Genomic DNA, 24,816 nt, shown 5'->3' on the forward strand with positions numbered 1-24,816 from the left:
GTTGCTCGGAGCTTATTTGGAATGACCAAACAACGCTCCTCGCGCCTTGCCCTGCGCAACAGCAGACCCGGCGCGGCAGTGGAAATAATCGATGGCACGCCCTGCCCTGACCGCCAAATGACCACGACAAACCGTTAGCGGAACGGCGGCTCGTCGAAGCTGCGCAGTTTGCGCGAGTGCAGCGAGTTGAGTTCGGTGCGCAACAGATCCACCGCCTCGATGCCGATCTTCAAGTGCTGGCTGACCGCGCGTTCATAGAAGGCGTTGGCCGAACCCGGCAGTTTGATTTCGCTGTGCAACGGTTTATCCGAAACACAGAGCAACGTGCCGTACGGAACCCGCAAGCGATAACCTTGCGCTGCGATGGTGCCGCTTTCCATGTCCACTGCCACGGCGCGAGACAGGTTGATCAGCGGACGTTCCTGAGCCCAGCGCAATTCCCAGTTACGGTCATCGTAGGTCAGTACGGTGCCGGTGCGCAGGCGCTTTTTCAGCTCGTCGCCCTTCTCGCCAGTGATATTGGCCGCCGCTTGCTGCAACGCCATCTGCACTTCGGCCAAGGCCGGAATCGGAATATTCGGCGGCACGACCCGATCGAGAATCCCGTCGCGGCGCATGTAAGCGTGCGCCAGCACGTAGTCGCCAATGGTCTGCGACTGACGCAAGCCGCCACAGTGGCCGATCATCAGCCAGCAATGCGGACGCAGTACCGCCAGGTGGTCGGTGATGTTCTTGGCGTTGGACGGGCCGACGCCGATGTTCACCAGGGTCACGCCGTGGCCGTCGCTGGCGATCAGGTGATAGGCCGGCATTTGGTAGCGATGCCAAACCACACCGGCGGCAATCGCCGAGGCTTCGCCGTGGTCCATGCTCTTTTCGATGATCACGTTGCCCGGCAGAACCATGCGCACGAAGCGCGGATCGCTGCGCAACTGTTCCAGGCCATGGACGATGAACTGGTCAACGTAGCGGTGGTAGTTGGTCAGCAGAATCCATGGCTGCACATGACGCCAGTCGCTGCCGGTGTAATGCACCAGACGGCGCAAGGAAAAATCCACCCGCGCGGCGTCGAACAGGGCCAGCGGCAGCGGGTCGGTATTTTCCCAATCGTACAAACCGTCGGCGATGCCATCGGTCGCGGCAGACAAATCGGTACTCGGGAACACCCGCGCCAGCACGGCAGCGGTGACGCCGGAGCCGGCCAGTTCTTCGCCCTGCTCAACCACGTACGGATAAGGAATATTTTGCTGGCTGATGCCGACCTCCACCGTCACGGTAAAGTCGTGCATCAGCGGCACCAGCTGTTCCAGCAGGTATTTACGGAAGGCGGCGGGATGAGTGACGGTGACGCTGTAAGTCCCCGGTAGCTGAACCTTGGCGTAGGCGCGAGTGGTCTGTGGGACTTCGCCCTGGCAATGGTAGGTCAGACGCAGTTCGGGATAACGAAACATCGCACGCTGTTCGGCGTCCGGTTCGACTCGATCCTTGAGGTAACGCTTGAGCGCCTGGTTCAGCGCGGTGGTTGCACGATTGTGCAAGAGCGCAAGCCGGTCCACGGCTTGCTCGGCGGTTTGAACGACAATAAAAGCTTCGGTCACGATCAGCATCCTGTGTTCTGACTTGCAGGCCTTCATCTTGCCTGCATCATCGCTTCACGGGAACAGTGGAGTGTTGATTCACAGATGCTATGCACACCATCAATCCAATGTGGGAGCGGGCTTGCTCGCGAATGCTGCGGTACATTCAAAATTGATGTGACTGACAAACCGCTTTCGCGAGCAAGCCCGCTCCCACAGGGATCCGGTGTCGATCATAGAAGCGGCGTAGACCTCGCGACAATCGCTTCCACCTCCAGCCCACGTGGCAACGCGCCATACACCCGACCGGCCGAACCCAGGCGACTCGCAATGAAGGCATCACTAACGGCGCCGTTGCCCGCCTCCAGCAACAGCTTGGCCTGAAGGCCCAAGGCGATGTCTTCGGTGAGCTGACGGGCGCGGTATTGAATGTCGCTGGTGTCCTTGAACGCTGTCTGCAATTGAGTGATGTGTGCGGCCAGGCGCTTGTCGCCATGACCATCACCCAATTCGCTGAACAGTACGTCGAGCACACCCGGCTCCTTCGACAACGCTCGCAGCACGTCGAGGCATTGCACGTTGCCGGAACCTTCCCACGTCGAATTGACCGGTGCCTCACGGTACAACCGAGGCAGGATGCTGTCTTCGACATAACCGGCGCCGCCCATGCATTCGGCAGCTTCGTTGATCATTCCGGGCGCGCGTTTGCAGATCCAGTACTTGCCCACCGCTGTGACCAGCCGGGCGAATTTAGCTTCATGGTCGTCACCCAGATGATCCAGCGCCTGGCCCATGCGCAGGCTCAAGGCCAGGGCGGCTTCGCTTTCCAGGGCCAGGTCGGCCAGTACGTTCTGCATCAAGGGTTGTTCGCTGAGCAATTTGCCGCCGACCTTGCGGTGAGCGCAGTGGTGGCTGGCCTGGGTCAGGGCCTGGCGCATCAGCGAACTGGAACCGACCATGCAATCAAAGCGGGTCATGGCGACCATTTCGATGATGGTCGGAACGCCGCGTCCCTCCTCGCCGACCATCCACGCCAGCGCACCACGGAACTCCACTTCGCTGGAAGCGTTGGAGCAATTGCCAAGTTTGTTCTTCAGGCGCTGTATGTAGAACTGATTGCGCGTGTCGTCCGGGCGATGGCGCGGCAGCAGGAAACAGGTCAAACCCTTGTCAGTCTGGGCCAGGGTGAGGAAGGCATCGCACATCGGTGCCGAACAGAACCATTTGTGGCCCACCAGCTCATACGCCTGGCCCGGACCACTGGCGCCGACCGGAAAAGCCTTGGTGGTGTTGGCCCGCACGTCGGTGCCGCCCTGCTTCTCGGTCATCGCCATGCCGATGGTGACCCCGGCCTTGTGGGCCATGCCGACGTTGCGCGGATCGTATTCGGTAGAGAGGATTTTCGGCAGCCATTGCTCCGCCAGATCCGGTTGCAGGCGCATCGCCGGGACGCTGGCGAAGGTCATGGTCAGAGGGCAACCACTACCGGCTTCGGCCTGGCTGTGCAGGTAGGTCATGGAGGCGCGGGCGACGTGGGCGCCGGACTGCGGGTGCGCCCAAGGCAACGACGTCAAACCGTGCTCGACCGCCGTGCGCATCAACTCGTGATAGGCCGGGTGAAATTCCACCAGATCGATGCGATGGCCGTAACGGTCATGGCTGCTGAAAACGGGCTTGTTCTGATTGGCCAGGAACCCCGCTTCCATCAGCGGCCCGCCGGCCAGTGCGCCGTAAGCGTCGATTCGCGACTCGGCCCACCCGGCCCCGAAACGCCGCGACCACTCCTGCAACGGCAGGTCGATGCGATACAGGTTGGCGCCGTCCAGCGACGGTGGCTGGTTGGTGACTTCGTGGGTTTCGGCGAACTGATGCAGGTTCATGACGGGGCTCCTTTGGTCAGCCAAGGAACTTCAGTTAAGCACCGCCCCCCGGCCGAACAAAGTGTCATATCTGCCTAATTGTCGGCGCTTTCGCCTTGCCTTGGACACAGCACCCGCCGATAGAGCGCTGCCTGCAGGTCCTCGAATTTCACCGGTTTGCTCAGGTAATCGATCAAGGCCCCGGTTGGGCAGCGTTCCCGATCAATGCTCAAGGCAATCACGAATACCGGCAGTTCGGCGCAGCCCGGCAACGCGCGGATCTGGCAACAGAGGGACGCGCCACCCAGAGATGGAAGCTGGCAATCGAGCAATACCGCATCGAAGGTTTCGCGCTGCAAGTGATCGAGCGCGGCAGCCCCGTTGTCGGCGGTGCGCACCCGGAACCCAAGCTTGAGCAACATGCCGCGCATTACCAACTGATTGATGCTGTTGTCATCGACCAGCAGGACGGTGCAGTCCTGAGGCAGTCGCAGGCGAGGAAATTCCCGGGGCATCAAGGGCACTGACGGCCGTTCTACTACGGGCAGTTCGAACTCGACGTCGAGCTGGAAGCGGCTGCCACGACCAAGCTCGGAGCGGTGGGTCAGTTTTCCACCGAGCAATTCGACCAGTTGCCGACAGATCGCCAGGCCAACACCCAGACCACCGTATTCACGGGTCATCGAGCCGTCGAGCTGGAAGAACCGCTGATACAGTGTCGCCTCCCCCAGATCGGTGAAGCCGATGCCGGTGTCGATCACCGCAAAGGACAGCGCCAGTCGGTCGGGCGCCACGGGGTTACCCGTCACCCGCAGCGCCAGTCCGCCGACCCGAGTGAACTTGATTGCGTTATCCAGCAGGCATTCCAGGCATTGCGCCAACTTGGCGCTGTCGCCGTGCAAGCGATCCGGCAGCCCCGGCGCAACCTCGACTTTGAAGTCCAGCGACTTGCTCAACGCGTTGTCCTCGAACTGCAGGCGCAAAGCCTCGACCACGCCGCGCAAACTGAAAACGGCCGGATAGGTCTTGAGCTTGCCGGCCTGCAACTCGGTCAGGGTGAGGATGCCGTTGACCATGCGCATCATGTCTCGCGCCGAACCGGCAGCCGTTTGCTGATATTGCTCCAGCTCCGGGTCCATCTCGACCGTCTGCATCAGTTCCAGCGAGCCGATCACACCGTTCATGGGCGTACGCAATTCGTGGGTCAGGGTGGCGAGGAATTCGTCCTTGAGCTTGTTACTGTGAGCCAGTTGCTGGTTCAGCACTTCAAGCGTTTGACCGGCATCGAACAGGGTCTGCGCCTGTTGCTCGCGCATGGCGTTGATGCGATCGGCCAGCGCCAGGGACAGCAGCGCCACTTCAATCGCCGAGCCGATCTGGCTGGAATACATGGTCAGGAACACGTTGGGCAGGTAACCCAGCACCATCAGGGTGTTGACGATGCCGCCGAGTAAAAACGCCGACCAGGCAATGATGAAATAACGCGCCACTCGCAGGCCACGCAGCCAGGCGAAAATCCCGGCGGCAAAAATCACTACGGTGAAGGTCAGTGCCAGCGTCGTCGCCAGGCGCAGGGCCAGGGCGTAACTGGTCATCAACGACAACCCGACCACCACCGCGCTAAACGCAATCAACGCCAACAGTAAGCGGTCAAGCCAACGACTGAGGGTTACCGTCTGCAAGAAGCTGCGCGCGAACTGGCTGCCGAACAGTCCTGAACAACCGATGAAAAACGGCGTCGCGGCATTGGCCCACCAGGGATTGTTCGGCCAGAAATACTCCACGGCCGCGCCGTTCACTGACAGCTGATACAAGCCGAACGAGGCGATATAGAAGATGTAATAGAGGTAGCTGGTATCGCGCACACTGAGATAGATGAACAGGTTGTACACCAGCATCCCCAGCAACACGCCGTAGATCAGCCCCAGCACATACAGTCGGATCGGTTGCTCTTCCAGGTAGGCAGTGCTCGACCACAGGGTGACCGGCGCCTGGATCGATCCTTCACTCTGCAGGCGCAGGTACAGGGTTTGCGCTTGATCAGGGGTGAAGTTCAAATCGAACAGGTAGTTGTTCTGGCGGATCTCGCGACTGTCGAACGGCAAGGCATCGCCGGTCTGGCGTGCCAGTTGATAGCCACCGGCCGCATCGGGCAAATAGAGATCAATGTGATCAAGGGGCGGATAGGCCAGTTCCAGCAACCAGGTGTGCTGCACCGCGGGGTTGTTCGGGCGGTAATGCAGGTCGATTTTCAGCCAGAACACTGAACGCGAGTAACCGGCGTTGAGGGTGGCTTTGTCGTGGGGTTTGAAGTTTCCGGCCGCTGCTTGTGCACGGACATCGGCGATGGTCGCCTGACCACCCGCGTCTTCGAACACTTGCAAGGTTCGGCCCAGGGGAAGGCTTTGAGTGAATTCGTCGAATTCGACTGCACTCGCCATGAGGGGCAAGCACAACAGCAACATCAGCAAATAGCGCATTTAAGCCCCAGCGTGGCCTGTCCGGTTATCTCAGGAAGCCCCTCATTCCTTTTGAGTAGACGTAAAACCGGTATTACCTGTTATTGGTTTGGATCCACTCTAGCATAGCCGTTGGTGGCCATTGAACACCATTGAAATTTTTCCTACAAAGGCTCTAGAACGGGCGTTCCAGCTCAATGCATTGGGCTAGAGCTGTTTCGCCGGTCAGTTTGTGACAACGCCCTAATTCCTGTAGCAGCTGGCGAAGCCTGCGTTCGGCTGCGCAGCAGTCGTGTAGTCAGTCGCTGCGGTGTATCAGGCAGACCGCGTGTTCAGGATTTACGACTGCTACGTCCGAACGCGGCCCGAACCGAACGCAGGCTTCGCCAGCTGCTACAGGGTCCATCATGACTCGCTGGTCGACTGGTGGTAAGCTCGCGCACCATGAATATCTACAGCTCTCGCCCCGTTGTCCTCTGTCTCTCCGGCCACGACCCAAGTGGTGGCGCCGGCTTGCAGGCAGATATCGAAGCCCTGCTCGCTCAGGGTTGTCATGCGGCCCCGGCCGTCACCGCCCTGACCGTGCAAGACACGGTCAACGTCACTGACTTCCGCGTCCTCGACCGTGAGTGGGTGTTGGCCCAGGCCAATGCCGTGCTCAACGACTCGACGGTCGCAGCGGTGAAACTGGGCATGCTCGGTTCCCTGGAAATGGTCGACACCGTGGTCGAACTGTTGTCGGCGCACCCGCATTTGCCGGTGGTCTGCGACCCGGTGCTGCGCGCCGGTGGCGGCGGACGGCTGGGCAAGGACGAAGTCGGCTACGCCATGCGCGAGCGCCTGCTGCCTCTGTCGATCATCGCCACCCCTAACCTTCCCGAAGCCCGCATCCTCGCCGAACTGCCCGAAGGCACCGCGGACGAGTGCGCTGAAAAACTCCTGCCATTCGTCAAACACCTGCTGATCACCGGCGGCCATGGCGATGAACACGAAATCCACAATCGCCTGTACAGCCGCGACGGTCACCGCGAAACCTTCACCTGCCAGCGCTTGCCCGGCAGTTATCACGGCTCCGGTTGCACCTTGGCCAGCGCTTTGGCCGGTCGTCTGGCCCAGGGTGAAAATCTCGTCAGTGCCGTGCAGACCGCGCTTAACTACACGTGGCGCACCCTGCGTGATGCGGAGCAGTTGGGCAAAGGCCAGTTCGTGCCACGCCGCCTGCCGCTGGATTTCTGTTCATAACTGTCCATGCGTAAAGCAAAAAGGATTGCCCGATGAAGCTACGTGGCCTGTACGCCATCACCGATAGCCAACTGCTGGCAGGTAAATTTCTTTCGTACGTGGAGGCGGCGCTGGAAGGCGGCGTCACCCTGCTGCAATACCGCGACAAGAGCAGCGACGAGGCCCGCCGTCTGCGCGAGGCCGAAGCCTTGCGCGATCTGTGCGAACGCTACAAGACCCAGTTGATCATCAACGACGATGCCGAACTGGCTGCTCGCCTGAACGTCGGCGTGCACCTGGGCCAGACCGACGGCCCGCTGATGCCGGTTCGGGCACTGCTCGGTCGCCAGGCGATCATCGGCTCGACCTGCCACGCGCAACTCGAACTCGCCGAGCAAGCGGCCAAGGAAGGCGCCAGTTACGTCGCCTTCGGTCGTTTCTTCAACTCCAACACCAAGCCCGGCGCACCGACTTGCAGCCTCGAATTACTTGACCAGGCCCGCAGCAAACTGCACCTGCCGATCTGCGCGATTGGCGGTATCACCCTGGAAAACGCCGCGCCACTGGTGGCCCACGGGGTCGATCTATTGGCGGTGGTCCATGGTCTGTTTGGCGCCGAGAGCACGGCTGAAGTGACACGCCGCGCCCGCGCATTCAACGCCCTGCTTTCTATTTAAGTAGCTTAAAAATCTGATTTGAGAGCCCGATCATGTCTCGTTCCGAAACGCTGTTTGCCAATGCCCAGAAACACATTCCCGGTGGCGTGAACTCGCCTGTTCGCGCGTTCAAGAGCGTTGGCGGCACGCCGTTGTTCTTCAAGCACGCCGAAGGCGCCTACGTCACCGACGAAGACAACAAGCGTTATGTGGATTACGTCGGTTCCTGGGGGCCGATGATTCTCGGCCACAGCCACCCCGACGTGCTGGACGCCGTGCGCAAACAACTTGAGCACGGACTGTCCTACGGCGCGCCGACCGAGATGGAAACCCAGATGGCGGATCTGGTCTGCTCGATCGTGCCATCGATGGAAATGGTGCGCATGGTCAGCTCCGGTACCGAAGCGACCATGAGCGCTATCCGTCTGGCCCGTGGTTTCACCGGCCGCGACAGCATCATCAAGTTCGAAGGCTGCTACCACGGTCACTCCGACAGCCTGCTGGTCAAGGCCGGTTCCGGCGCCCTGACCCAAGGCGTGCCGAGCTCGGCCGGTGTGCCGGCGGCCTTTGCCAAACACACCCTGACCCTGCCGTTCAACGACATTGATGCGGTTGAAACCATGCTCGCCGAAGTCGGCCAGGACGTGGCGTGCATCATCGTCGAGCCAGTGGCCGGCAACATGAACTGCGTACCGCCGGCGCCAGGTTTCCTCGAAGGCCTGCGCACCCTGTGCGACAAGCATGGCGTGGTGCTGATTTTCGACGAAGTGATGACCGGTTTCCGTGTCGCCCTTGGCGGTGCACAAGCCCACTACGGTGTGAAGCCAGACCTGACCACCTTCGGCAAAATCATCGGTGGCGGCATGCCGGTTGGCTGCTTCGGCGGCAAGCGTGAAATCATGTCGCACATCGCGCCATTGGGCCCGGTCTATCAGGCTGGCACCTTGTCGGGTAACCCGTTGGCCATGGCTGCCGGCTTGACGACCCTGCGCCTGATCAGCCGCCCGGGTTTCCACGCCGAGTTGACTGACTACACCAGTCGCCTGCTCGATGGCCTGCAACAGCGCGCCGATGCCGCGGGTATTCCGTTCGTGACCACACAGGCCGGCGGTATGTTCGGTCTGTACTTCAGCGGCGCCGACGACATCGTGACCTTCGACGATGTGATGGCCAGCGACGCCGCCCTGTTCGGGCGCTTCTTCCACCTGATGCTCGAAGGCGGCGTGTACCTGGCGCCGAGCGCCTTCGAAGCCGGCTTCACCTCGATCGCCCACGGCGACGCCGAGCTGAAACTGACGCTGGATGCCGCCGAGCGTGCATTTGCTGCATTGAAGTAACGCTGTCTCGCTGACGTTGGCGATTGCCAGCGTCAGCTTTTACCCGCATTCCCACCCTCATTCCTACGCTTCTGCTGAGAATCCCCCGCAAATCGGGCGATATATTCCCCGCGCAGCAGAAAAACGAGTAAAGACTTTGTAAGGTTGGCCCTGCTTATTTCATAATGCGCGCTTATTGGATCCCTCGACGGGTCCGCGCGCCCTTCAGAGGTAAGTCGATTCCCATGAACCGCACCGGCCGCGCCCTTGCATTGGGCTGCCTGTTGCTCCTTCAGCCCCTGCTCGCGCTCGCACAAGCAGGCGGCAACTCGTTGTTAATCCCAGCGATGGGTCGTTGCACCCTCAATACTCAGCCGCAAGATCTGGCACAGGCTCTTGCGGCCTGCCAGAAAGCGTCGGATGAAGGGGATGCGCAAGCGCAATACGAGTTGGGCGAGTTCTACTACGACGGCAAAAACACGCCGCGCGACCTCAAAAAAGCCTTGGGCTACTTCGAGAAGGCCTCGTTGCAAGGCCATGCTCAGGCGCAATTCAAACTCGGCTCCATGTTCTTCCACGGCGAAGGCGTACCGGCCAATAACGTTCAGGCGTATATCGTGCTGAAAATGGCTGCGGTCAATGGCGCTGAAGAAGCGTTGGACACCGCCGACGAAGTCGCCGAGAAAATGCCCCGCGAAGAACTTGAAGTGGCTACCCAGGTGCTGGGGCAAATCTTCCGCAAATACCTGATGGAATTGCAGAGCGCCGATGGGCGTACGCCGTTTTCGCCACTGCCTTGAATTCCGCTTCGATCTTTCTGACCCCTTCGCGAGCAAGCCCGCTCCCACATTTGATCTGCGTCTTACACAAATCAACTGTGGGAGCGGGCTTGCTCGCGATTGGGGGCGACTCGATCTTGAGCCTTACTTCTCAGGCATCGGCATCGGAAACGGCATGACATTGCCGACCGCGCCGCGGGCTTCGCTGATTTTCGGCGTGCCGAGGCGCTCGACCTCGTCGATCCGCACGATCGAATGCATCGGCACAAAGCTGCGCACAACGCCTTCGAACTGAGCCTTGAGCTTCTCTTCGCTCGGATCGACGACCACTTGCGTGCGCTCGCCAAAGACGAACTCTTCCACTTCCAGGAAGCCCCACAGATCACTTTGATAGATCTGCTTGGCATACATTTCGTACACCTGGCCCTGGTTGAGGAAAATCACCTTGTAGATTGGAGCTTCACGTTTGGTCATGGTGGGCGAGCAACACATCGGGGATAAAAATGAGGGCGCGAACTATAGCATAGCCGCCGGACGCACAGCGGTAGGAACCTTGAGACATGTTCCCTATAATGCGCGGTTCTTTGAATCACGTGATGACTCTTTCCATGGCCAAGAAGCTTTACATCGAAACCCACGGTTGCCAGATGAACGAGTACGACAGCTCGCGCATGGTCGATCTGCTGGGCGAACATCAGGCCCTGGAAGTCACCGCTCGCGCTGAAGATGCCGACGTGATCCTGCTCAATACCTGCTCGATCCGCGAACGCGCCCAGGACAGGGTGTATTCCCAGCTCGGCCGCTGGCGCGAACTGAAACTGGCCAACCCGGACATGGTCATCGCCGTCGGCGGTTGCGTGGCCAGCCAGGAAGGCGCGGCCATCCGCGACCGTGCCCCTTACGTGGACGTGGTCTTCGGCCCGCAGACCCTGCACCGCCTGCCGGAAATGATCGATGCCGCCCGCGCTACCAAACTGCCGCAAGTCGACGTCTCGTTCCCGGAAATCGAAAAGTTCGACCACTTGCCCGAGCCCCGCGTCGATGGCCCAAGTGCCTACGTATCGGTCATGGAAGGCTGCAGCAAATACTGCACGTTCTGCGTGGTGCCTTACACCCGTGGTGAAGAAGTCAGCCGACCTTTCGATGACGTGATCGCCGAGATCATCCACCTGGCTGAAAACGGCGTGCGCGAAGTGACCCTGCTGGGGCAGAACGTCAATGGCTATCGCGGGACCACTCATGATGGTCGTTTGGCTGACCTGGCCGAACTGATCCGCGTCGTCGCCGCCGTCGATGGCATCGATCGCATCCGTTACACCACCTCACACCCGCTGGAGTTCTCCGACAGCCTGATCCAGGCCCACGCCGACGTGCCGGAACTGGTCAAACACCTGCACTTGCCGGTGCAATCGGGTTCGGACCGGATCCTTTCGGCGATGAAGCGCAACCACACCGCGCTGGAATACAAATCCAAACTGCGCAAGCTGCGTGCTGCCGTACCGGGGATTTGCATCAGCTCGGACTTCATCGTTGGCTTCCCGGGCGAGACCGAAAAAGACTTCGAACAGACCATGAAGCTGATCGAAGACGTCGGTTTCGACTTCTCCTACTCGTTCGTCTATAGCCAGCGCCCGGGTACTCCGGCTGCCGATCTGGCCGACGAAACGCCGGAAGCGCTGAAAAAAGAACGCCTGAACGCCCTGCAACATCGCCTGAACCAGCAAGGCTTCGAGATCAGCCGACAAATGGTCGGTTCGATCCAGCGGATCCTGGTGACCGATTATTCGAAAAAGGACCCCGGCGAACTGCAAGGCCGGACCGAGAATAACCGTATCGTCAATTTCCGCTGCGACAATCCGACCTTGATTGGGCAGTTCGCCGATGTGCATATCGACGCCGCTCAGCCACACTCGCTGCGGGGCTCGCTGATCCAATAACACCGCACATCACTGTAGGAGCCGAGCTTGCTCCGGGCGGCGTTCCGACGATGGCGTCAGGTCAGACAACTTATATGTTGAATGCCAGACAGCCATCGCGAGCAAGCTTTGCTCCTACAGGCCCGGTGTTCAACATTGGTCTGTATAAGACCTTTCGCACCCAGGCCACTGGCGTTATCCTTGATTTCATCTTAATTGCCCCAGGGCGGCTAAATACGACCTTGAACGCACCCATAGAACCACATCGTTTTATCCTCGAGCCTTTTGAAGCTCGCCGCTTCGCCAATCTGTGCGGGCAATTCGACGAGCATCTGCGCTTGATCGAACAGCGCCTGAATATCGAGATCCGCAACCGCGGAGACCAGTTCGAACTGATCGGCGAGCCCAAACACACCACCTCCGCGGAAAACCTCCTGCGCCGCCTGTACCGGGAAACGAAGGGTACCGAGCTGTCGCCGGACATGGTTCACCTGTTCCTGCAGGAATCGGCCGTCGAAGAGCTGGATAACGTCTCCCCCTCCGAACCTTCCGTCGCCCTGCGCACCAAAAAAGGCATGATTCGCCCTCGCGGCTTGAATCAGTTGCGCTATGTGAAGGAAATCCTCGGTAACGACATCAATTTCGGCATCGGCCCGGCCGGTACCGGCAAGACCTATCTGGCCGTTGCCTGCGCGGTAGACGCGCTGGAACGCGAACAGATTCGCCGCATCCTGCTGGTGCGTCCTGCGGTTGAAGCGGGCGAAAAGCTCGGCTTCCTGCCGGGCGACCTGTCGCAGAAGATCGACCCGTACCTTCGCCCGCTCTACGACGCACTCTACGAAATGCTCGGCTTCGAACACGTCGCCAAGCTGATCGAGCGTCAGGTGATCGAAGTTGCGCCGCTGGCCTATATGCGCGGTCGCACCTTGAACAACAGTTTCATCATCCTCGACGAAAGCCAGAACACCACCGTCGAGCAGATGAAGATGTTCCTGACCCGGATCGGCTTTGGTTCCACGGCAGTCATCACCGGTGACATCACCCAGGTCGACCTGCCGAAAGGCACCAAGTCCGGCCTGCACCATGTGATCGAAGTGCTCAAGGATGTACCGGGAATCAGCTTCACCCATTTCATGCCCAAAGACGTCGTGCGCCATCCACTGGTGCAGCGCATCGTCGAAGCCTACGAGCGCTTCGAGAATCGCGTAGCCGACGAACCGGCGAAGTTCTCGTCCAAGGACAACCGCCACGATGCTTGAGCTTGATCTGCAACTGGCTACCGACGCGCCTGCCCCAAGCGAAGCCGAGTTCCGCCAATGGTGCGAGCTGGCGCTGCGCCAGCGCACCGCTGACTCCGAGATGACCATTCGCCTGGTTGACGAAGCCGAAGGTCGTGAGCTCAATCACACCTGGCGGCAAAAGGATTACGCCACTAACGTTCTGTCGTTCCCCGCAGACGTTCCCGACGAATTTCTGGATATCCCGTTGCTGGGCGATCTGGTGATCTGCGTGGCGGTGGTCGAGCGCGAAGCCGCTGAACAAGGCAAGGCACTCAAGGCCCATTGGGCTCATCTGGTCATTCACGGCTGCTTGCATCTGCTGGGTTACGACCATATAGATGACGATGAAGCCGAAGAAATGGAAGCACTGGAACGAACGTTGCTTGCAGAGTTGGGCTATCCCGACCCGTATGCGGACGACGAAACAGACACATCCCCTATCGTTACAACAAAGGATTCAGAGTAATCGCTATGAGCGAAGATCGATCGAGCAACGGGCAAAAGTCATGGCTGGGTAAGCTCACCCAGGCTTTTGCCCACGAGCCGAAGAACCGCCAGGAGCTGCTGGAGCTGCTGCGCGATGCACACCAAAACAAGTTGCTGGACAGCGAAGCGCTGGCCATCGTCGAAGGCGCCATCCAGGTTGCTGACCTGCAAGTACGGGACATCATGGTCCCGCGCTCGCAGATGATCAGCATCAAGGCGACCCAGACACCCCGCGAGTTCCTGCCTGCCGTGGTCGACTCGGCCCACTCCCGCTACCCGGTGATCGGCGAAAGCCACGATGACGTGATGGGCGTGTTGCTGGCCAAGGACTTGCTGCCGCTGATCCTCAAGGAGAACGGCGACAGCTTCAACATCAAGGACCTGCTGCGCCCGGCCACTTTCGTGCCCGAGTCCAAGCGTCTGAATGTGCTGCTGCGCGAGTTCCGCGCCAACCACAACCACATGGCGATCGTCATTGACGAATACGGCGGCGTGGCGGGCTTGGTGACCATCGAAGACGTACTGGAACAAATCGTCGGCGACATCGAAGACGAGCATGACGTCGAAGAAGACAGCTACATCAAGCCGCTGCCCAGCGGTGACTTCCTGATCAAGGCCCTGACGCCGATCGAGAACTTCAACGAGTTCTTCGACAGTCAATTCTCCGATGACGAATTCGACACTGTCGGCGGTCTGGTGATGAGCGCGTTCGGGCACCTGCCAAAACGCAACGAAATCACTGAAATCGGCCCTTATCGCTTCCGCATCCTGAACGCCGACAGCCGTCGGATTCACCTGCTGCGCCTGACACCCATTGCCCGTTAAGGATTGACATGCTCCGCGTAACCCGCCCCGGCTGGCCCGGTAACCTGCTGGCCGTGGCGGCCGGTGCACTCACCACCCTGGCCCTGGCGCCATTCGATATCTGGCCGTTGGCGTTGCTGGCGGTCGGCTTCTTCTATGCCGGCTTGCGTGAACTGAACCCACGTCAGGCCCTGGGCCGTGGCTGGTGTTTCGGTTTTGGCCTGTTTGGCGCTGGCACCAGTTGGATCTACTACAGCATTCACCACTTCGGCGGCGCTTCGGTGCTGCTGGCCGGTTTCCTGATGCTGATCTTCACGGCGGCGATCGCCTGGTTCTTCGCCCTGCCCGCCTGGATCTGGGCGCGCTGGCTGCGCCGTAACGAAGCACCGCTGGCCGATGCCTTGGCGTTCTCGGCGCTGTGGGTCGGTCAGGAAGCCTTTCGCGGCTGGTTCCTGACCGGTTTTCCCTGGCTTTATTCCGGCTACAGCCAGCTCGACGGCCCGTTGGCCGGGCTCGCGCCACTCGGCGGGATGTGGCTGATCTCCTTCACCCTGGCCCTGACGGCCGCGCTGATCTATAACGCTTTGCGTCTGGTACGCACCGGCCGCAAAGGCTTCATCGCCGCGGGTGTGTTGCTGCTGGTCGGCCCTTGGGTGGCCGGCATGGCGCTCAAGGAACACGCCTGGACAACCCCGTCGGGTGCTCCGCTGAGTGTCGCGGCGATTCAGGGCAACATCGAACAGAGCATGAAGTGGGACCCGGCGCAGCTCAACGCGCAGTTGGCGCTGTACCGCGACATGAGTTTCAGCTCGAAACCGGTCGACTTGCTGATCTGGCCGGAAACGGCCATCCCGGTGCTCAAGGAGTCCGCCGAGGGCTACCTGAACATGATGGGAAACTTCGCGGCAGAGCGTAAGTCCGCGCTGATTACCGGCGTGCCGATTCGCGAGGAAGTCCATCACCAGAAGCGTTTCTACAACGGCATCACCGTCGTGGGCGAAGGCGATGGCACTTACCTCAAACAGAAGCTGGTGCCGTTTGGCGAATATGTTCCGTTACAGGACGTGCTGCGCGGGCTGATCGCCTTCTTCGACCTGCCGATGTCGGACTTTGCCCGTGGCCCGGCCGATCAGCCGATGCTGCAGGCCAAGGGTTATCAGATTGCGCCGTTCATCTGCTACGAAGTGGTTTACCCCGAATTCGCCGCCAGCCTTGCGGCGCGTAGCGATCTGCTGCTGACCATCAGCAACGACACCTGGTTTGGTACGTCCATCGGCCCGCTGCAACACTTGCAAATGGCGCAGATGCGCGCACTGGAGGCTGGTCGCTGGATGATCCGCGCCACCAACAACGGCGTGACCGGTTTGATCAACCCGTTCGGCCAGATCACCGTGCAGATCCCGCAGTTCGAGCGCGGTATTTTGTACGGTGAAGTGGTGCCAATGCACAACCTGACGCCCTATCTGCAATGGCGTTCGTGGCCGCTGATCATTATTTGCATGTTGTTGTTTGGCTGGGCGCTGGTCGCGAGCCGGATGGCCAAAACCGTCTAAATGATCGTTCCCACGCTCCGCGTGGGAATGCCGCCGGGGACGCTCCGCGTTCCGCTGTTGACGCTGTGACGCAGAGCGTCACGGGATGCATTCCCACGCGGAGCGTGGGAACGATCGAACGGGGGCAAGCCCCCTCGCCACAGTGAATCAGCGGTAAAAAAGTGAATACCCGATCTGCCCCACCGCCTCATTCAACAACTGCCCGCTCTGCCAGATCGATTTGAATTCCGGCATCCAGCCGCCCAGTGGCCGAGCGTTGTCCACACCCAAGAACCCCATCGGCGCTGGCACCACTTCAAAACCTGCCTTTTTGAAACTCCAGACTGCTCGCGGCATGTGCCAGGCCTGAGTCACGATCACCACACGCTTGATCCCTTGCGGCAACAACACCTCGGCGCTGAACTGCGCGTTCTCCCAGGTCGTGCGACTGCGCCCTTCCTGCCAACGCACCGTCACGCCGAAATCATCTTGCAACGAGTCAGCCATCAACCTGGCTTCAGTCGGCGGCGTGCCGTAATGCAGGCCGCCACTGGTCAGGACCGGCAAGCCCGATGCCTTGGCCAGCCGCGCCGTATAACGCTCGCGCTGCAGCGCCACACCCGTCGGCTGGTCATCGCCCCAGGCCAGATCGCCACGTTCACGCCCCGCGCCCAGCACTACAATCGCGTCAGCGTGCTGAGCCAATGTCGCCCATTCATCGCGGGCCAGCGGCGCTTCACGCTCCAGCGCCTTGGCGCCCCACTGCACCACCACCGGCAAGCTCATCAGCCAGAAGCCACCCACGCCCAACGCAAAGCACAACCCGGCAAGGCGCGGTCTTGAGCGACGCAACCACCAGGCAAGCACCAACAGCAGCAAAAGAATGCCGGGCGGCAACAGGAGTTGTTTAACGAAATATCGAAAAGGCATCGAGCATCTCCAAAAAGATGCCCGAAGCCTAAGTGGGTTGACGCAATGCGACAACAAATACGAAAGGACTATGCTTCACAAATACATCAGACATTACTTCCAGTGTCCTTACTTGAATTGCAAAGACCGGACTTTTACTGCGTCCCTGCCGGGAACCTTGTCCTTGAGCCAGATGATCTTGGCCGAACGTGGTGCGTCGAGTTGCTTCACTGCTTCTGACAAGCATCCGTGTGTCTCACGTTCACTGCGATCGAGATACGCCTTGACCAGTGCAAACTCTGCGGGGCTCAAGCCACGCAATTCCAGTTCCAGCGGACGCTCATCGCGTAACCGGTCAGCGGTTTTTGCCGCGTCCAGGGCCATTCCCAGACGATCGATCAATCTTTCGTACAGCTCCGGTTTTGTAACTTTTTGCCGTGACTCAACCATCCATCACCTCATTGAAGATAAGACTCACTCCCCATTTAGAGCTTAGCTTCCGTGAACAAACCGGCTGAATGCTGCGACCAACGGCCCTCGCAGCGGTTTTTGGGCGACCCGCAGCAGTAATCAGGGTTTCCCTCGGTAGAGTGCGGTCATGTATGCTACGGCGCTTCCTGTAACTCCACTTCCAGCTCGTCTGGGCACCGAAACGCCGATTTGGCGTGATCACCGTCCAGCGTTGCATTGAAGAGGATTAGGCCACCCCTATTCAGTTCAAAAGTAGCCATGCACGAACAATATCAGCCCCGTGAAATCGAAGCCGCCGCCCAGTCGTTCTGGGACGAGCAAAAGTCCTTTGAAGTCAGTGAACAGCCAGGCAAGGAGACTTTCTACTGCCTGTCGATGTTCCCTTACCCCAGCGGCAAGCTACACATGGGGCACGTGCGCAACTACACCATCGGCGACGTGATCTCCCGCTACCAGCGCATGCAAGGCAAGAACGTCCTGCAACCCATGGGTTGGGACGCCTTCGGCATGCCGGCGGAAAACGCTGCGATGAAGAACAACGTAGCGCCCGCCAAGTGGACCTACGAAAACATCGCCTACATGAAAACCCAGCTGCGCAGCCTGGGCCTCGCGGTGGACTGGTCCCGCGAAGTCACCACCTGCAAGCCTGATTACTACCGCTGGGAACAATGGCTGTTCACTCGCCTGTTCGAAAAAGGCGTAATTTACAAAAAAAGCGGCACCGTGAACTGGGACCCGGTCGATCAGACCGTTCTGGCCAACGAACAGGTGATCGACGGTCGCGGCTGGCGTTCCGGCGCGCTGATCGAAAAGCGCGAAATCCCGATGTACTACTTCAAGATCACTGCTTACGCGGATGAGCTGCTGGAGAGCCTCGACGAACTGACTGGCTGGCCTGAACAGGTCAAGACCATGCAGCGCAACTGGATCGGCAAATCCCGCGGCATGGAAGTGCAGTTCCCGTACGACGTCGCTTCCATCGGCGAAGCCGGTGTTCTGAAAGTGTTCACTACCCGTCCGGACACCCTGATGGGCGCGACCTACGTTGCCGTAGCCGCCGAACACCATCTGGCGACCCTGGCCGCGCAGAACAACCCTGAGCTGCAAGCGTTCATCGCTGAATGCAAGGGCGGCAGCGTCGCCGAAGCCGACGTCGCCACCCAAGAGAAAAAAGGCCTGCGCACTTCGCTGTTCGTCGAGCATCCTCTGACCGGTGAGAAACTCCCGGTGTGGGTCGCCAACTATGTGCTGATGCACTATGGCGACGGCGCGGTAATGGCCGTCCCGGCGCACGACGAACGTGATTTCGAGTTCGCCACCAAATACAACCTGCCGGTCAAACCTGTCGTGCACACCAGCGCTGGCGACGAAACGCCGACTCCGTGGCAGGACGCTTACAACGAATACGGCACACTGATCAATTCCGGCGAGTTCGATGGCCTCGACTTCGCGGGCGCTTTCGACGCCATCGAAGTCGCGCTGATCAAGAAGAACCTCGGCGCCTCGCGCACCCAGTTCCGCCTGCGCGACTGGGGCATCAGCCGCCAGCGCTACTGGGGCTGCCCGATCCCGATCATCCACTGCAACACCTGCGGTGATGTGCCGGTCCCGGAAGATCAGTTGCCAGTCATATTGCCGGAAGACGTCGTACCGGACGGCGCGGGTTCGCCGCTGGCACGCATGCCCGAGTTCTATGAGTGCAGCTGCCCGAAATGCGGCCAGCCTGCCAAGCGTGAAACCGACACCATGGACACCTTTGTCGAGTCCTCGTGGTACTACGCCCGTTACGCCTCGCCGCACTATGAAGGCGGTCTGGTGGAAAAATCGGCGGCCGACCATTGGTTGCCGGTTGATCAGTACATCGGCGGTATCGAACACGCGATTCTTCACCTGCTGTACGCGCGCTTCTTCCACAAGCTGATGCGCGACGAAGGCCTGGTGAGCTCCAACGAGCCGTTCAAGAACCTGCTGACCCAAGGCATGGTGATCGCCGAGACCTACTATCGTCGCGAAGCCAACGGTGCCTACACGTGGTTCAACCCGGCGGACGTCGAACTCGAACGCGACAGCAAAGCCAAAGTAGTTAGCGCCAAGCTGATCGCAGACGGCCTGCCGGTGGAAATCGGTGGCACCGAGAAGATGGCCAAGTCGAAGAACAACGGCGTTGACCCACAGTCGATGATTGACCAGTTCGGCGCAGACACCTGCCGCCTGTTCATGATGTTCGCCTCGCCACCCGACATGAGCGCGGAATGGTCCGACTCTGGAGTAGAAGGTTCGCACCGCTTCCTCAAGCGCGTCTGGCGCCTGGCTCAAGCCCACGTCACTCAGGGCCTGCCGGGCAAACTGGACGTCGCCAGCCTGAATGACGAACAGAAAGTCATTCGCCGTTCGATCCACCAGGCCATCAAGCAGGCCAGCCACGACGTCGGCCAGAACCACAAATTCAACACCGCCATCGCTCAGGTGATGACACTGATGAACGTGCTGGAAAAAGCCCCGCAAGGCACCGGGCAGGATCGCGCACTGATTCACGAAGGTCTGGAAACCGTGGTCCTGCTACTGGCGCCGATCACCCCGCACATCAGCCACGAGCTGTGGCATCGCCTGGGTCACGCCGATCCGGTGATCGACGCCGCTTGGCCGGTGCTGGACGAAAGCGCGCTGGTGCAGGACAGCCTGCAACTGGTCATCCAGGTCAACGGCAAGCTGCGCGGCCACATCGAAATGCCCGCCAGCGCCAGCCGCGAAGAAGTCGAAGCCGCCGCACGGGCCAATGAGAACGTGCTGCGTTTTGTCGACGGTCTGACCATTCGTAAAGTGATCGTAGTGCCCGGGAAACTGGTCAATATCGTCGCCAGCTAATTGGATCAGGCGCCAGGTCATGCCTGGCGCCGAGTAAAACCTTTCGGGCCGCATGATCGGCCCACATGGTTTCAAGGGGAGCAACAAGATGATCAAACGCAATTTGCTGGTGATGGGCCTTGCGGTCCTGTTAAGCGCCTGCGGTTTCCAGCTGCGCGGCACCGGCACTACTGAACTGGCGATCAAGGAACTCGACCTGAGTGCCCGCAACGCCTACGGCGAAACCGTGACGCAACTGCGTCAGGTGCTGGAAAGCAGCGGCGTCAAGGTCTACAGCGGTGCACCTTACAAGCTGGTGCTGACCGATGAGCAGGAAAGCCAGCGCATCCTCAGCTACGCAGGTGCCGGTCGTACTGGCGAGTATCAGGTGAGCACAGTGCTGAACTACGACATCCGTGGTGAGAGCAACTTGACGCTGCTGAGCGACAAACTCGAAGTGCAAAAAATCTTTATCCACGACGGCAACAACCTGGTGGGCTCCGACCAGGAAGCCAACGACGCCCGCAAGGAAACCCGTCGTGACCTGGTTCAACGGATGATGTTGCGTCTGCAACAGCTCTCTCCGGCTCAGCTGGATCAGCTGCAACAGACCGCCAACGCCAGAGCCAAGGCTGAAGCCGATGCATTGGAAGCGGCACAGAAGGCTGAAGCGCAAACCCCGCGCCAGTCGCCAATCGAACTGCCGCAGCAATAAGACTTACGGGGCGCTCAGGCGCCCCGTTCGACCTCTCCTATGAAACTCGCCCCCGCCCAACTCGCTAAACACCTGCAAGGTGCCCTCGCGCCGGTCTACATCATCAGTGGCGATGACCCACTGCTGTGTCAGGAAGCCGCCGACGCCATTCGTGCCGCCGCCCGCCAACAGGGATTCGACGAGCGCCAGGTCTTCGCCGCCGACGCCAGTTTCGACTGGGGAACGTTGCTGCAAGCCGGCGCGAGCATGTCGCTGTTCGCCGAAAAGCGCCTGCTGGAATTGCGTCTGCCGTCCGGCAAGCCCGGTGACAAAGGCGCTGCCGCGTTTATCGAGTACTGCTCGCGACCGGCCGAAGACACAATACTGCTGATCAGCCTGCCCAAGCTGGATGGCAGCGCGCAGAAAACCAAGTGGGGCAAGGCGCTGGTCGAAGGCCAGCACACTCAGTTCGTGCAAATTTGGCCGGTGGATGCCAACCAGTTGCCAAGCTGGATCCGTCAACGGTTGTCCCAGGCCGGGCTTTCCGCCAGCCAGGACGCCGTCGAACTGATCGCCGCACGGGTCGAAGGCAACCTGCTGGCAGCAGCCCAGGAAATCGAAAAGCTCAAGCTGATGGCCGAAGGTGGTCAGATCACCGTTGAAACCGTGCAAGCGGCCGTGGCCGACAGTGCGCGCTTCGATGTCTTTGGCCTGACTGATGCGATTCTCAACGGCGAAGCGGCTCATGCCCTGCGCATGCTCGAAGGGCTGCGCGGTGAAGGTGTCGAACCGCCAGTGATTCTCTGGGCGCTGGCCCGGGAGCTGCGTCTGCTGGCCAACCTGTCGCTGCAGTACAGCCAGGGCGTGCCACTGGACAAAGCCTTCAGCTCTGCCCGACCGCCGGTCTGGGACAAACGCAAACCATTGATGAGCAAAGCCTTGCAACGCTACTCGGCGCAACGCTGGGCGCAGCTATTGCTGGAAGCGCAGCGCATCGACGCACAGATCAAAGGCCAGGCGGCCGGTTCGCCGTGGATGAGTTTGAGTCGGTTATCGTTGTTGATGGCCGGCCAGCGGCTGAACTTGCCTGCCGAGTAAACACGCCCTATGTAGCAGCTGGCGAAGCCTGAGTTCGGCTGCGCAGCAGTCGTAAACCCTGAGTTCCGGATCATCCTGACACACCGTGCTGTCTGATTTTACGACTGCTGCGCAGCCGAACGCAGGCTTCGCCAGCTGCTACGGAGGTTTCCTACACTACTCACATCCATTTGCCCTATAGACAGAACCCCAACTTCGGCAGAATATTTCCCACCGCAAAACCCACTCAATCGAGAGATCTGATCATGAGCAAAAAGCCATCCAAAAATGGCCCCAACAAGGCCAAATCCATCATCGCCCAGCCACTGTTCCGCAGCCGTCAGGAACCCGCCGGCAAGGGCAAAGGCAGCTACCGCCGCGAAGCCTTCCAGTCTAATAGCTGGGAGGCTTCTTACTTTCTGGCGGCCTGAAAGGCAAGCGCTCGCTCAACATGTTAAGGTCTGCACCTGATTCGTACTCCCTGGACCCGTGCATGCCCCTTTGTATTTCCCGTCGTTGGCCCCTGCGCCAACTGATAGCTGCCTCCAGCCTCGTTTTGCTAGTCGCCTGCGCGGAAAAACCGACCGCAGCCGACGCCAAGCCGCTTCAGACCCTCCCCGTCGCGACAGCCCCTGCGATCATTCCGCCCGTGGTTCCGACTGGTGAAAATCTCGATATCCAGCCCACCCAGACCTTCGCCGAATGGCAGGCAGGTTTCCGCAAGGACGCTCTGGCCGCCGGTATCCGCGCCGATCTGTTCGACCGCGCCTTCGCCAATGTCAGTCTCGACACCAGCGTGATCCGTGCCGATCGCAGCCAACCGGAATTCGCAAAACCGGTGTGGGAATACCTCGACGGCGCCCTTTCGCCGCTACGGGTACGCAAAGGCGAGGCGCTGGTCAGCCAATATGCCGACATCCTGCAAAGCATCGAGCAGCGCTACGGCGTCGATCGTCAGGCACTGGTCTCGGTGTGGGGCATGGAAAGTAACTTCGGGCAGTTCCAGGGCAACAAGTCGGTGATTAATTCCCTGGCGACCCTGGCCTATGAAGGCAGGCGTCCCGGGTTTGCCCACGCGCAACTGATCGCCGCCCTGCAGATCCTGCAACAGGGTGATATCGAGCCTGAGAAAATGCTTGGTTCCTGGGCGGGTGCCATGGGCCAGACCCAGTTCATCCCGACCACTTACAACACCCACGCCGTGGACTTCGATGGCGACGGCCGCCGCGATATCTGGGGCAGCCCGGCCGACGCGCTGGCCTCGACGGCGCACTACCTGCAAAGCTCAGGCTGGCAGAAAGGCCAGCCGTGGGGCTTTGAAGTGCAGCTACCGGGCAGTTTCAACTACGTCCTGGCCGATGGCACTATTCGCAAGAGCGTCGCCGAATGGCTGCAACTGGGCGTCACCCTGCCCAATGGCGGCCAGGTCCCGGCAGGCTCCGAACACCTGTCTGCCGCCCTGCTGCTGCCGGCCGGTTACCGTGGCCCGGCGTTCCTGGTCCTCGACAACTTCCGCGCGATCCTCAAGTACAACAACTCGTCGTCTTACGCCTTGGCCGTTAGCCTGTTGTCCGAGCGTTTCAACGGTGCGGGCCTGATCAACGGCACATGGCCCAAGGATGATTTGCCACTGAGCCGAACCGAGCGGATCGAATTGCAAAGTCTGTTGAGCGCGCAGAATTATGACGCGGGCAACGCTGACGGCATTATCGGCGCCAACACCCGCAAGGCGATCCGCAGCGCCCAGCAGTCGTTTGGCTGGCCGGCGGATGGGTATCCGACGCACAAGTTGCTGGAAGGCCTGCGTAACCGATAGTCAGCGGTATGGCGGATGCCGCCTTCGCGAGCAAGTCGAATCGTCGCACCGCCGCTCCCACAGGTGACCGAGTTCTCTCATAGGAATACGGTCGAATGTGGGAGCGGGCTTGCTCGCGAAGGCGGACTGTCAGGCGATGAACATCTAAGCCCTGATCACCACATCCTGCTCCAACACCAACTCCTTGTTCCCCGCATCCAGCCTGACCAGCGCCCCCATCGGCAACGTCAGGTTCGGATCGCAATGCCCGCTACGCCAACCGGACAACACCGGTATCCGCAAAGGCGCAAAGGTCTGCTTGAGCAAGCGCTCCAACGCAACCGTTTCAACCCCCGCCACATCCCCCACCAGAACCCCGCGCAGCTTGTGCAGCGTGCCGGCCAGACGCAGATGGGTCAGCAGTCGGTCGATGCGATACAGCGGCTCGTTGATGTCCTCGATGAACAGGATGACGCCCTCGGCGTCCATCTCATACGGCGTGCCCATGGTTGCGGCGATCAGCGACAGATTGCCCCCCAGCAAACGCCCGTGAGCGATACCAGGCTCGATTGTGGTCAACGGGTAGGCCACCGGGTGCGTCAACACGCTACCGGCCTTCACCTGTCCTCTGAGCATGTTGAAGAATGAAGACTCGGTAGGTTTTTGCTTGTCACCCAGCAGGTCGGCGTTGAGCATCGGGCCATGAAAGGTCACGAAGCCCGCATAACGGCTGATCGCCAAGTGCAGCGCGGTGATGTCGCTGTAGCCGATGAACGGCTTGGCATTGTTGCGCAGCAATTCAAAGTCGATGCGATCGAGCAACCGCGGCGTACCGTACCCCCCACGCATGCATATGATGGCGTCGACCTCACTGTCGGCAAACGCCGCGTGCAGGTCATTGAGCCGTACATCATCACTGCCGGCTAGATAATCATCTTTCTCGTACACGCCAGGGAAAACCCGCAGTGAATATCCGCGAGCGCGCATCCAGGCGATGGCCTTATCGGTGTCCAGCGCCGCGGGACCGGCGGGCGCGATGACGCCAATCAGCCCTTCCGACGGCAAGGCCGGAACGGGTGCGTGAGGACAAAGGGTGTGAGTCGGTCGAACGGTCATCCATGAATCTCCCTGCGTGAAAGCG

21 protein-coding genes are annotated in these 24,816 nt (G+C 60.3%); 14 read left to right on the forward strand and 7 right to left on the reverse strand.

Annotation, left to right across the window (positions count from 1 at the left end; all coding sequences use genetic code 11):
• Positions 1 to 134: 134 nt before the first annotated feature.
• The 3 genes from amn to CKW16_RS22445 form a co-directional block, all read right to left on the reverse strand.
• The gene (gene amn, locus CKW16_RS22435; protein WP_176471590.1) at positions 135 to 1,634 is read right to left on the reverse strand and encodes an AMP nucleosidase; all 1,500 of its coding nucleotides are present in this window, start codon (positions 1,632 to 1,634) and stop codon (positions 135 to 137) included.
• Between the two features lie 176 nt (positions 1,635 to 1,810).
• Positions 1,811 to 3,457, reverse strand: coding sequence for an acyl-CoA dehydrogenase family protein (locus tag CKW16_RS22440; protein WP_095130730.1), 1,647 nt, complete (start codon positions 3,455 to 3,457; stop codon positions 1,811 to 1,813).
• Positions 3,458 to 3,531: 74 nt separating this feature from the next.
• Positions 3,532 to 5,916 carry a hybrid sensor histidine kinase/response regulator gene (locus tag CKW16_RS22445; RefSeq protein WP_095130732.1) on the reverse strand — a complete coding sequence of 795 codons (2,385 nt, stop codon included), beginning with the start codon at positions 5,914 to 5,916 and terminating at the stop codon, positions 3,532 to 3,534.
• Positions 5,917 to 6,339: 423 nt separating this feature from the next.
• On the opposite strand from CKW16_RS22445, the gene CKW16_RS22450 reads away from it, so the two are divergent.
• The 4 genes from CKW16_RS22450 to CKW16_RS22465 all read left to right on the forward strand — a co-directional run bounded on the left by CKW16_RS22450 (position 6,340) and on the right by CKW16_RS22465 (position 9,888).
• Positions 6,340 to 7,137, forward strand: a complete 798-nt coding sequence (locus CKW16_RS22450) for a hydroxymethylpyrimidine/phosphomethylpyrimidine kinase (RefSeq protein WP_095130734.1) — start codon at positions 6,340 to 6,342, stop codon at positions 7,135 to 7,137.
• A gap of 32 nt (positions 7,138 to 7,169) precedes the next feature.
• Positions 7,170 to 7,793 carry a thiamine phosphate synthase gene (thiE, locus tag CKW16_RS22455; RefSeq protein ID WP_056744592.1) on the forward strand — a complete coding sequence of 208 codons (624 nt, stop codon included), beginning with the start codon at positions 7,170 to 7,172 and terminating at the stop codon, positions 7,791 to 7,793.
• A gap of 32 nt (positions 7,794 to 7,825) precedes the next feature.
• Positions 7,826 to 9,109, forward strand: coding sequence for a glutamate-1-semialdehyde 2,1-aminomutase (gene hemL / locus CKW16_RS22460; protein ID WP_095130736.1), 1,284 nt, complete (start codon positions 7,826 to 7,828; stop codon positions 9,107 to 9,109).
• 224 nt (positions 9,110 to 9,333) lie between these two features.
• The gene (locus CKW16_RS22465) at positions 9,334 to 9,888 is read left to right on the forward strand and encodes a tetratricopeptide repeat protein (protein WP_033054173.1); all 555 of its coding nucleotides are present in this window, start codon (positions 9,334 to 9,336) and stop codon (positions 9,886 to 9,888) included.
• A 123-nt stretch (positions 9,889 to 10,011) separates the two neighbouring features.
• Here the strand turns inward: CKW16_RS22465 and CKW16_RS22470 are convergent, their stop codons facing one another.
• Positions 10,012 to 10,341 carry a DUF1820 family protein gene (locus tag CKW16_RS22470; RefSeq protein WP_007894425.1) on the reverse strand — a complete coding sequence of 110 codons (330 nt, stop codon included), beginning with the start codon at positions 10,339 to 10,341 and terminating at the stop codon, positions 10,012 to 10,014.
• 134 nt (positions 10,342 to 10,475) lie between these two features.
• Here CKW16_RS22470 and miaB point away from each other — a divergent pair, with 134 nt between their 5' ends.
• From miaB to lnt, 5 genes are all read left to right on the forward strand, one after another.
• Positions 10,476 to 11,804, forward strand: a complete 1,329-nt coding sequence (gene miaB / locus CKW16_RS22475; protein WP_176471591.1) for a tRNA (N6-isopentenyl adenosine(37)-C2)-methylthiotransferase MiaB — start codon at positions 10,476 to 10,478, stop codon at positions 11,802 to 11,804.
• Positions 11,805 to 12,025: 221 nt separating this feature from the next.
• A complete protein-coding gene (locus CKW16_RS22480) occupies positions 12,026 to 13,042 on the forward strand; it encodes a PhoH family protein (RefSeq protein WP_095130815.1) in 1,017 nt (338 codons plus the stop codon).
• A complete protein-coding gene (gene ybeY, locus CKW16_RS22485; RefSeq protein ID WP_056744586.1) occupies positions 13,035 to 13,529 on the forward strand; it encodes an rRNA maturation RNase YbeY in 495 nt (164 codons plus the stop codon). Before CKW16_RS22480 ends, ybeY begins: the two co-directional genes overlap by 8 nt.
• Before the next feature lie 5 nt (positions 13,530 to 13,534).
• A complete protein-coding gene (locus CKW16_RS22490; protein WP_008152854.1) occupies positions 13,535 to 14,374 on the forward strand; it encodes an HlyC/CorC family transporter in 840 nt (279 codons plus the stop codon).
• Between the two features lie 8 nt (positions 14,375 to 14,382).
• Complete coding sequence (lnt, locus tag CKW16_RS22495) at positions 14,383 to 15,906, forward strand: apolipoprotein N-acyltransferase (RefSeq protein ID WP_095130740.1); 1,524 nt, start codon at positions 14,383 to 14,385, stop codon at positions 15,904 to 15,906.
• 147 nt (positions 15,907 to 16,053) lie between these two features.
• Here lnt and CKW16_RS22500 read toward each other — a convergent pair whose 3' ends face one another.
• Entirely contained in the window at positions 16,054 to 16,815 is a 762-nt protein-coding gene (locus CKW16_RS22500; RefSeq protein WP_095130742.1) for a YdcF family protein, read from the reverse strand.
• Between the two features lie 108 nt (positions 16,816 to 16,923).
• Positions 16,924 to 17,244 (reverse strand): hypothetical protein, encoded by a 321-nt coding sequence (locus CKW16_RS22505; RefSeq protein WP_095130744.1) that lies wholly within the window; start codon positions 17,242 to 17,244, stop codon positions 16,924 to 16,926.
• 279 nt (positions 17,245 to 17,523) lie between these two features.
• Between CKW16_RS22505 and leuS the strand changes: the two genes are divergently transcribed.
• The 5 genes from leuS (at position 17,524) to CKW16_RS22530 (ending at position 23,696) form a co-directional block, all read left to right on the forward strand.
• A complete protein-coding gene (gene leuS, locus CKW16_RS22510) occupies positions 17,524 to 20,130 on the forward strand; it encodes a leucine--tRNA ligase (protein ID WP_095130746.1) in 2,607 nt (868 codons plus the stop codon).
• Between the two features lie 88 nt (positions 20,131 to 20,218).
• Positions 20,219 to 20,824 (forward strand): LPS assembly lipoprotein LptE, encoded by a 606-nt coding sequence (lptE, locus tag CKW16_RS22515; protein WP_095130817.1) that lies wholly within the window; start codon positions 20,219 to 20,221, stop codon positions 20,822 to 20,824.
• Positions 20,825 to 20,863: 39 nt separating this feature from the next.
• On the forward strand, positions 20,864 to 21,901 hold the full coding sequence (gene holA / locus CKW16_RS22520; protein WP_095130748.1) for a DNA polymerase III subunit delta: 1,038 nt from the start codon (positions 20,864 to 20,866) through the stop codon (positions 21,899 to 21,901).
• A gap of 245 nt (positions 21,902 to 22,146) precedes the next feature.
• Positions 22,147 to 22,311 carry an alternative ribosome rescue factor ArfA gene (gene arfA, locus CKW16_RS22525; RefSeq protein WP_008152840.1) on the forward strand — a complete coding sequence of 55 codons (165 nt, stop codon included), beginning with the start codon at positions 22,147 to 22,149 and terminating at the stop codon, positions 22,309 to 22,311.
• 62 nt (positions 22,312 to 22,373) lie between these two features.
• Positions 22,374 to 23,696: a lytic murein transglycosylase gene (locus tag CKW16_RS22530; protein WP_095130750.1), complete on the forward strand. Its 1,323-nt coding sequence runs from the start codon at positions 22,374 to 22,376 to the stop codon at positions 23,694 to 23,696.
• Positions 23,697 to 23,840: 144 nt separating this feature from the next.
• Here the strand turns inward: CKW16_RS22530 and CKW16_RS22535 are convergent, their stop codons facing one another.
• Positions 23,841 to 24,791, reverse strand: coding sequence for an LD-carboxypeptidase (locus CKW16_RS22535; protein WP_095130752.1), 951 nt, complete (start codon positions 24,789 to 24,791; stop codon positions 23,841 to 23,843).
• Positions 24,792 to 24,816: the final 25 nt, after the last annotated feature.

The sequence above is a fragment of the Pseudomonas sp. Irchel s3h14 genome (genome assembly GCF_900187425.1).
In the GTDB taxonomy this organism is placed as follows: domain Bacteria; phylum Pseudomonadota; class Gammaproteobacteria; order Pseudomonadales; family Pseudomonadaceae; genus Aquipseudomonas.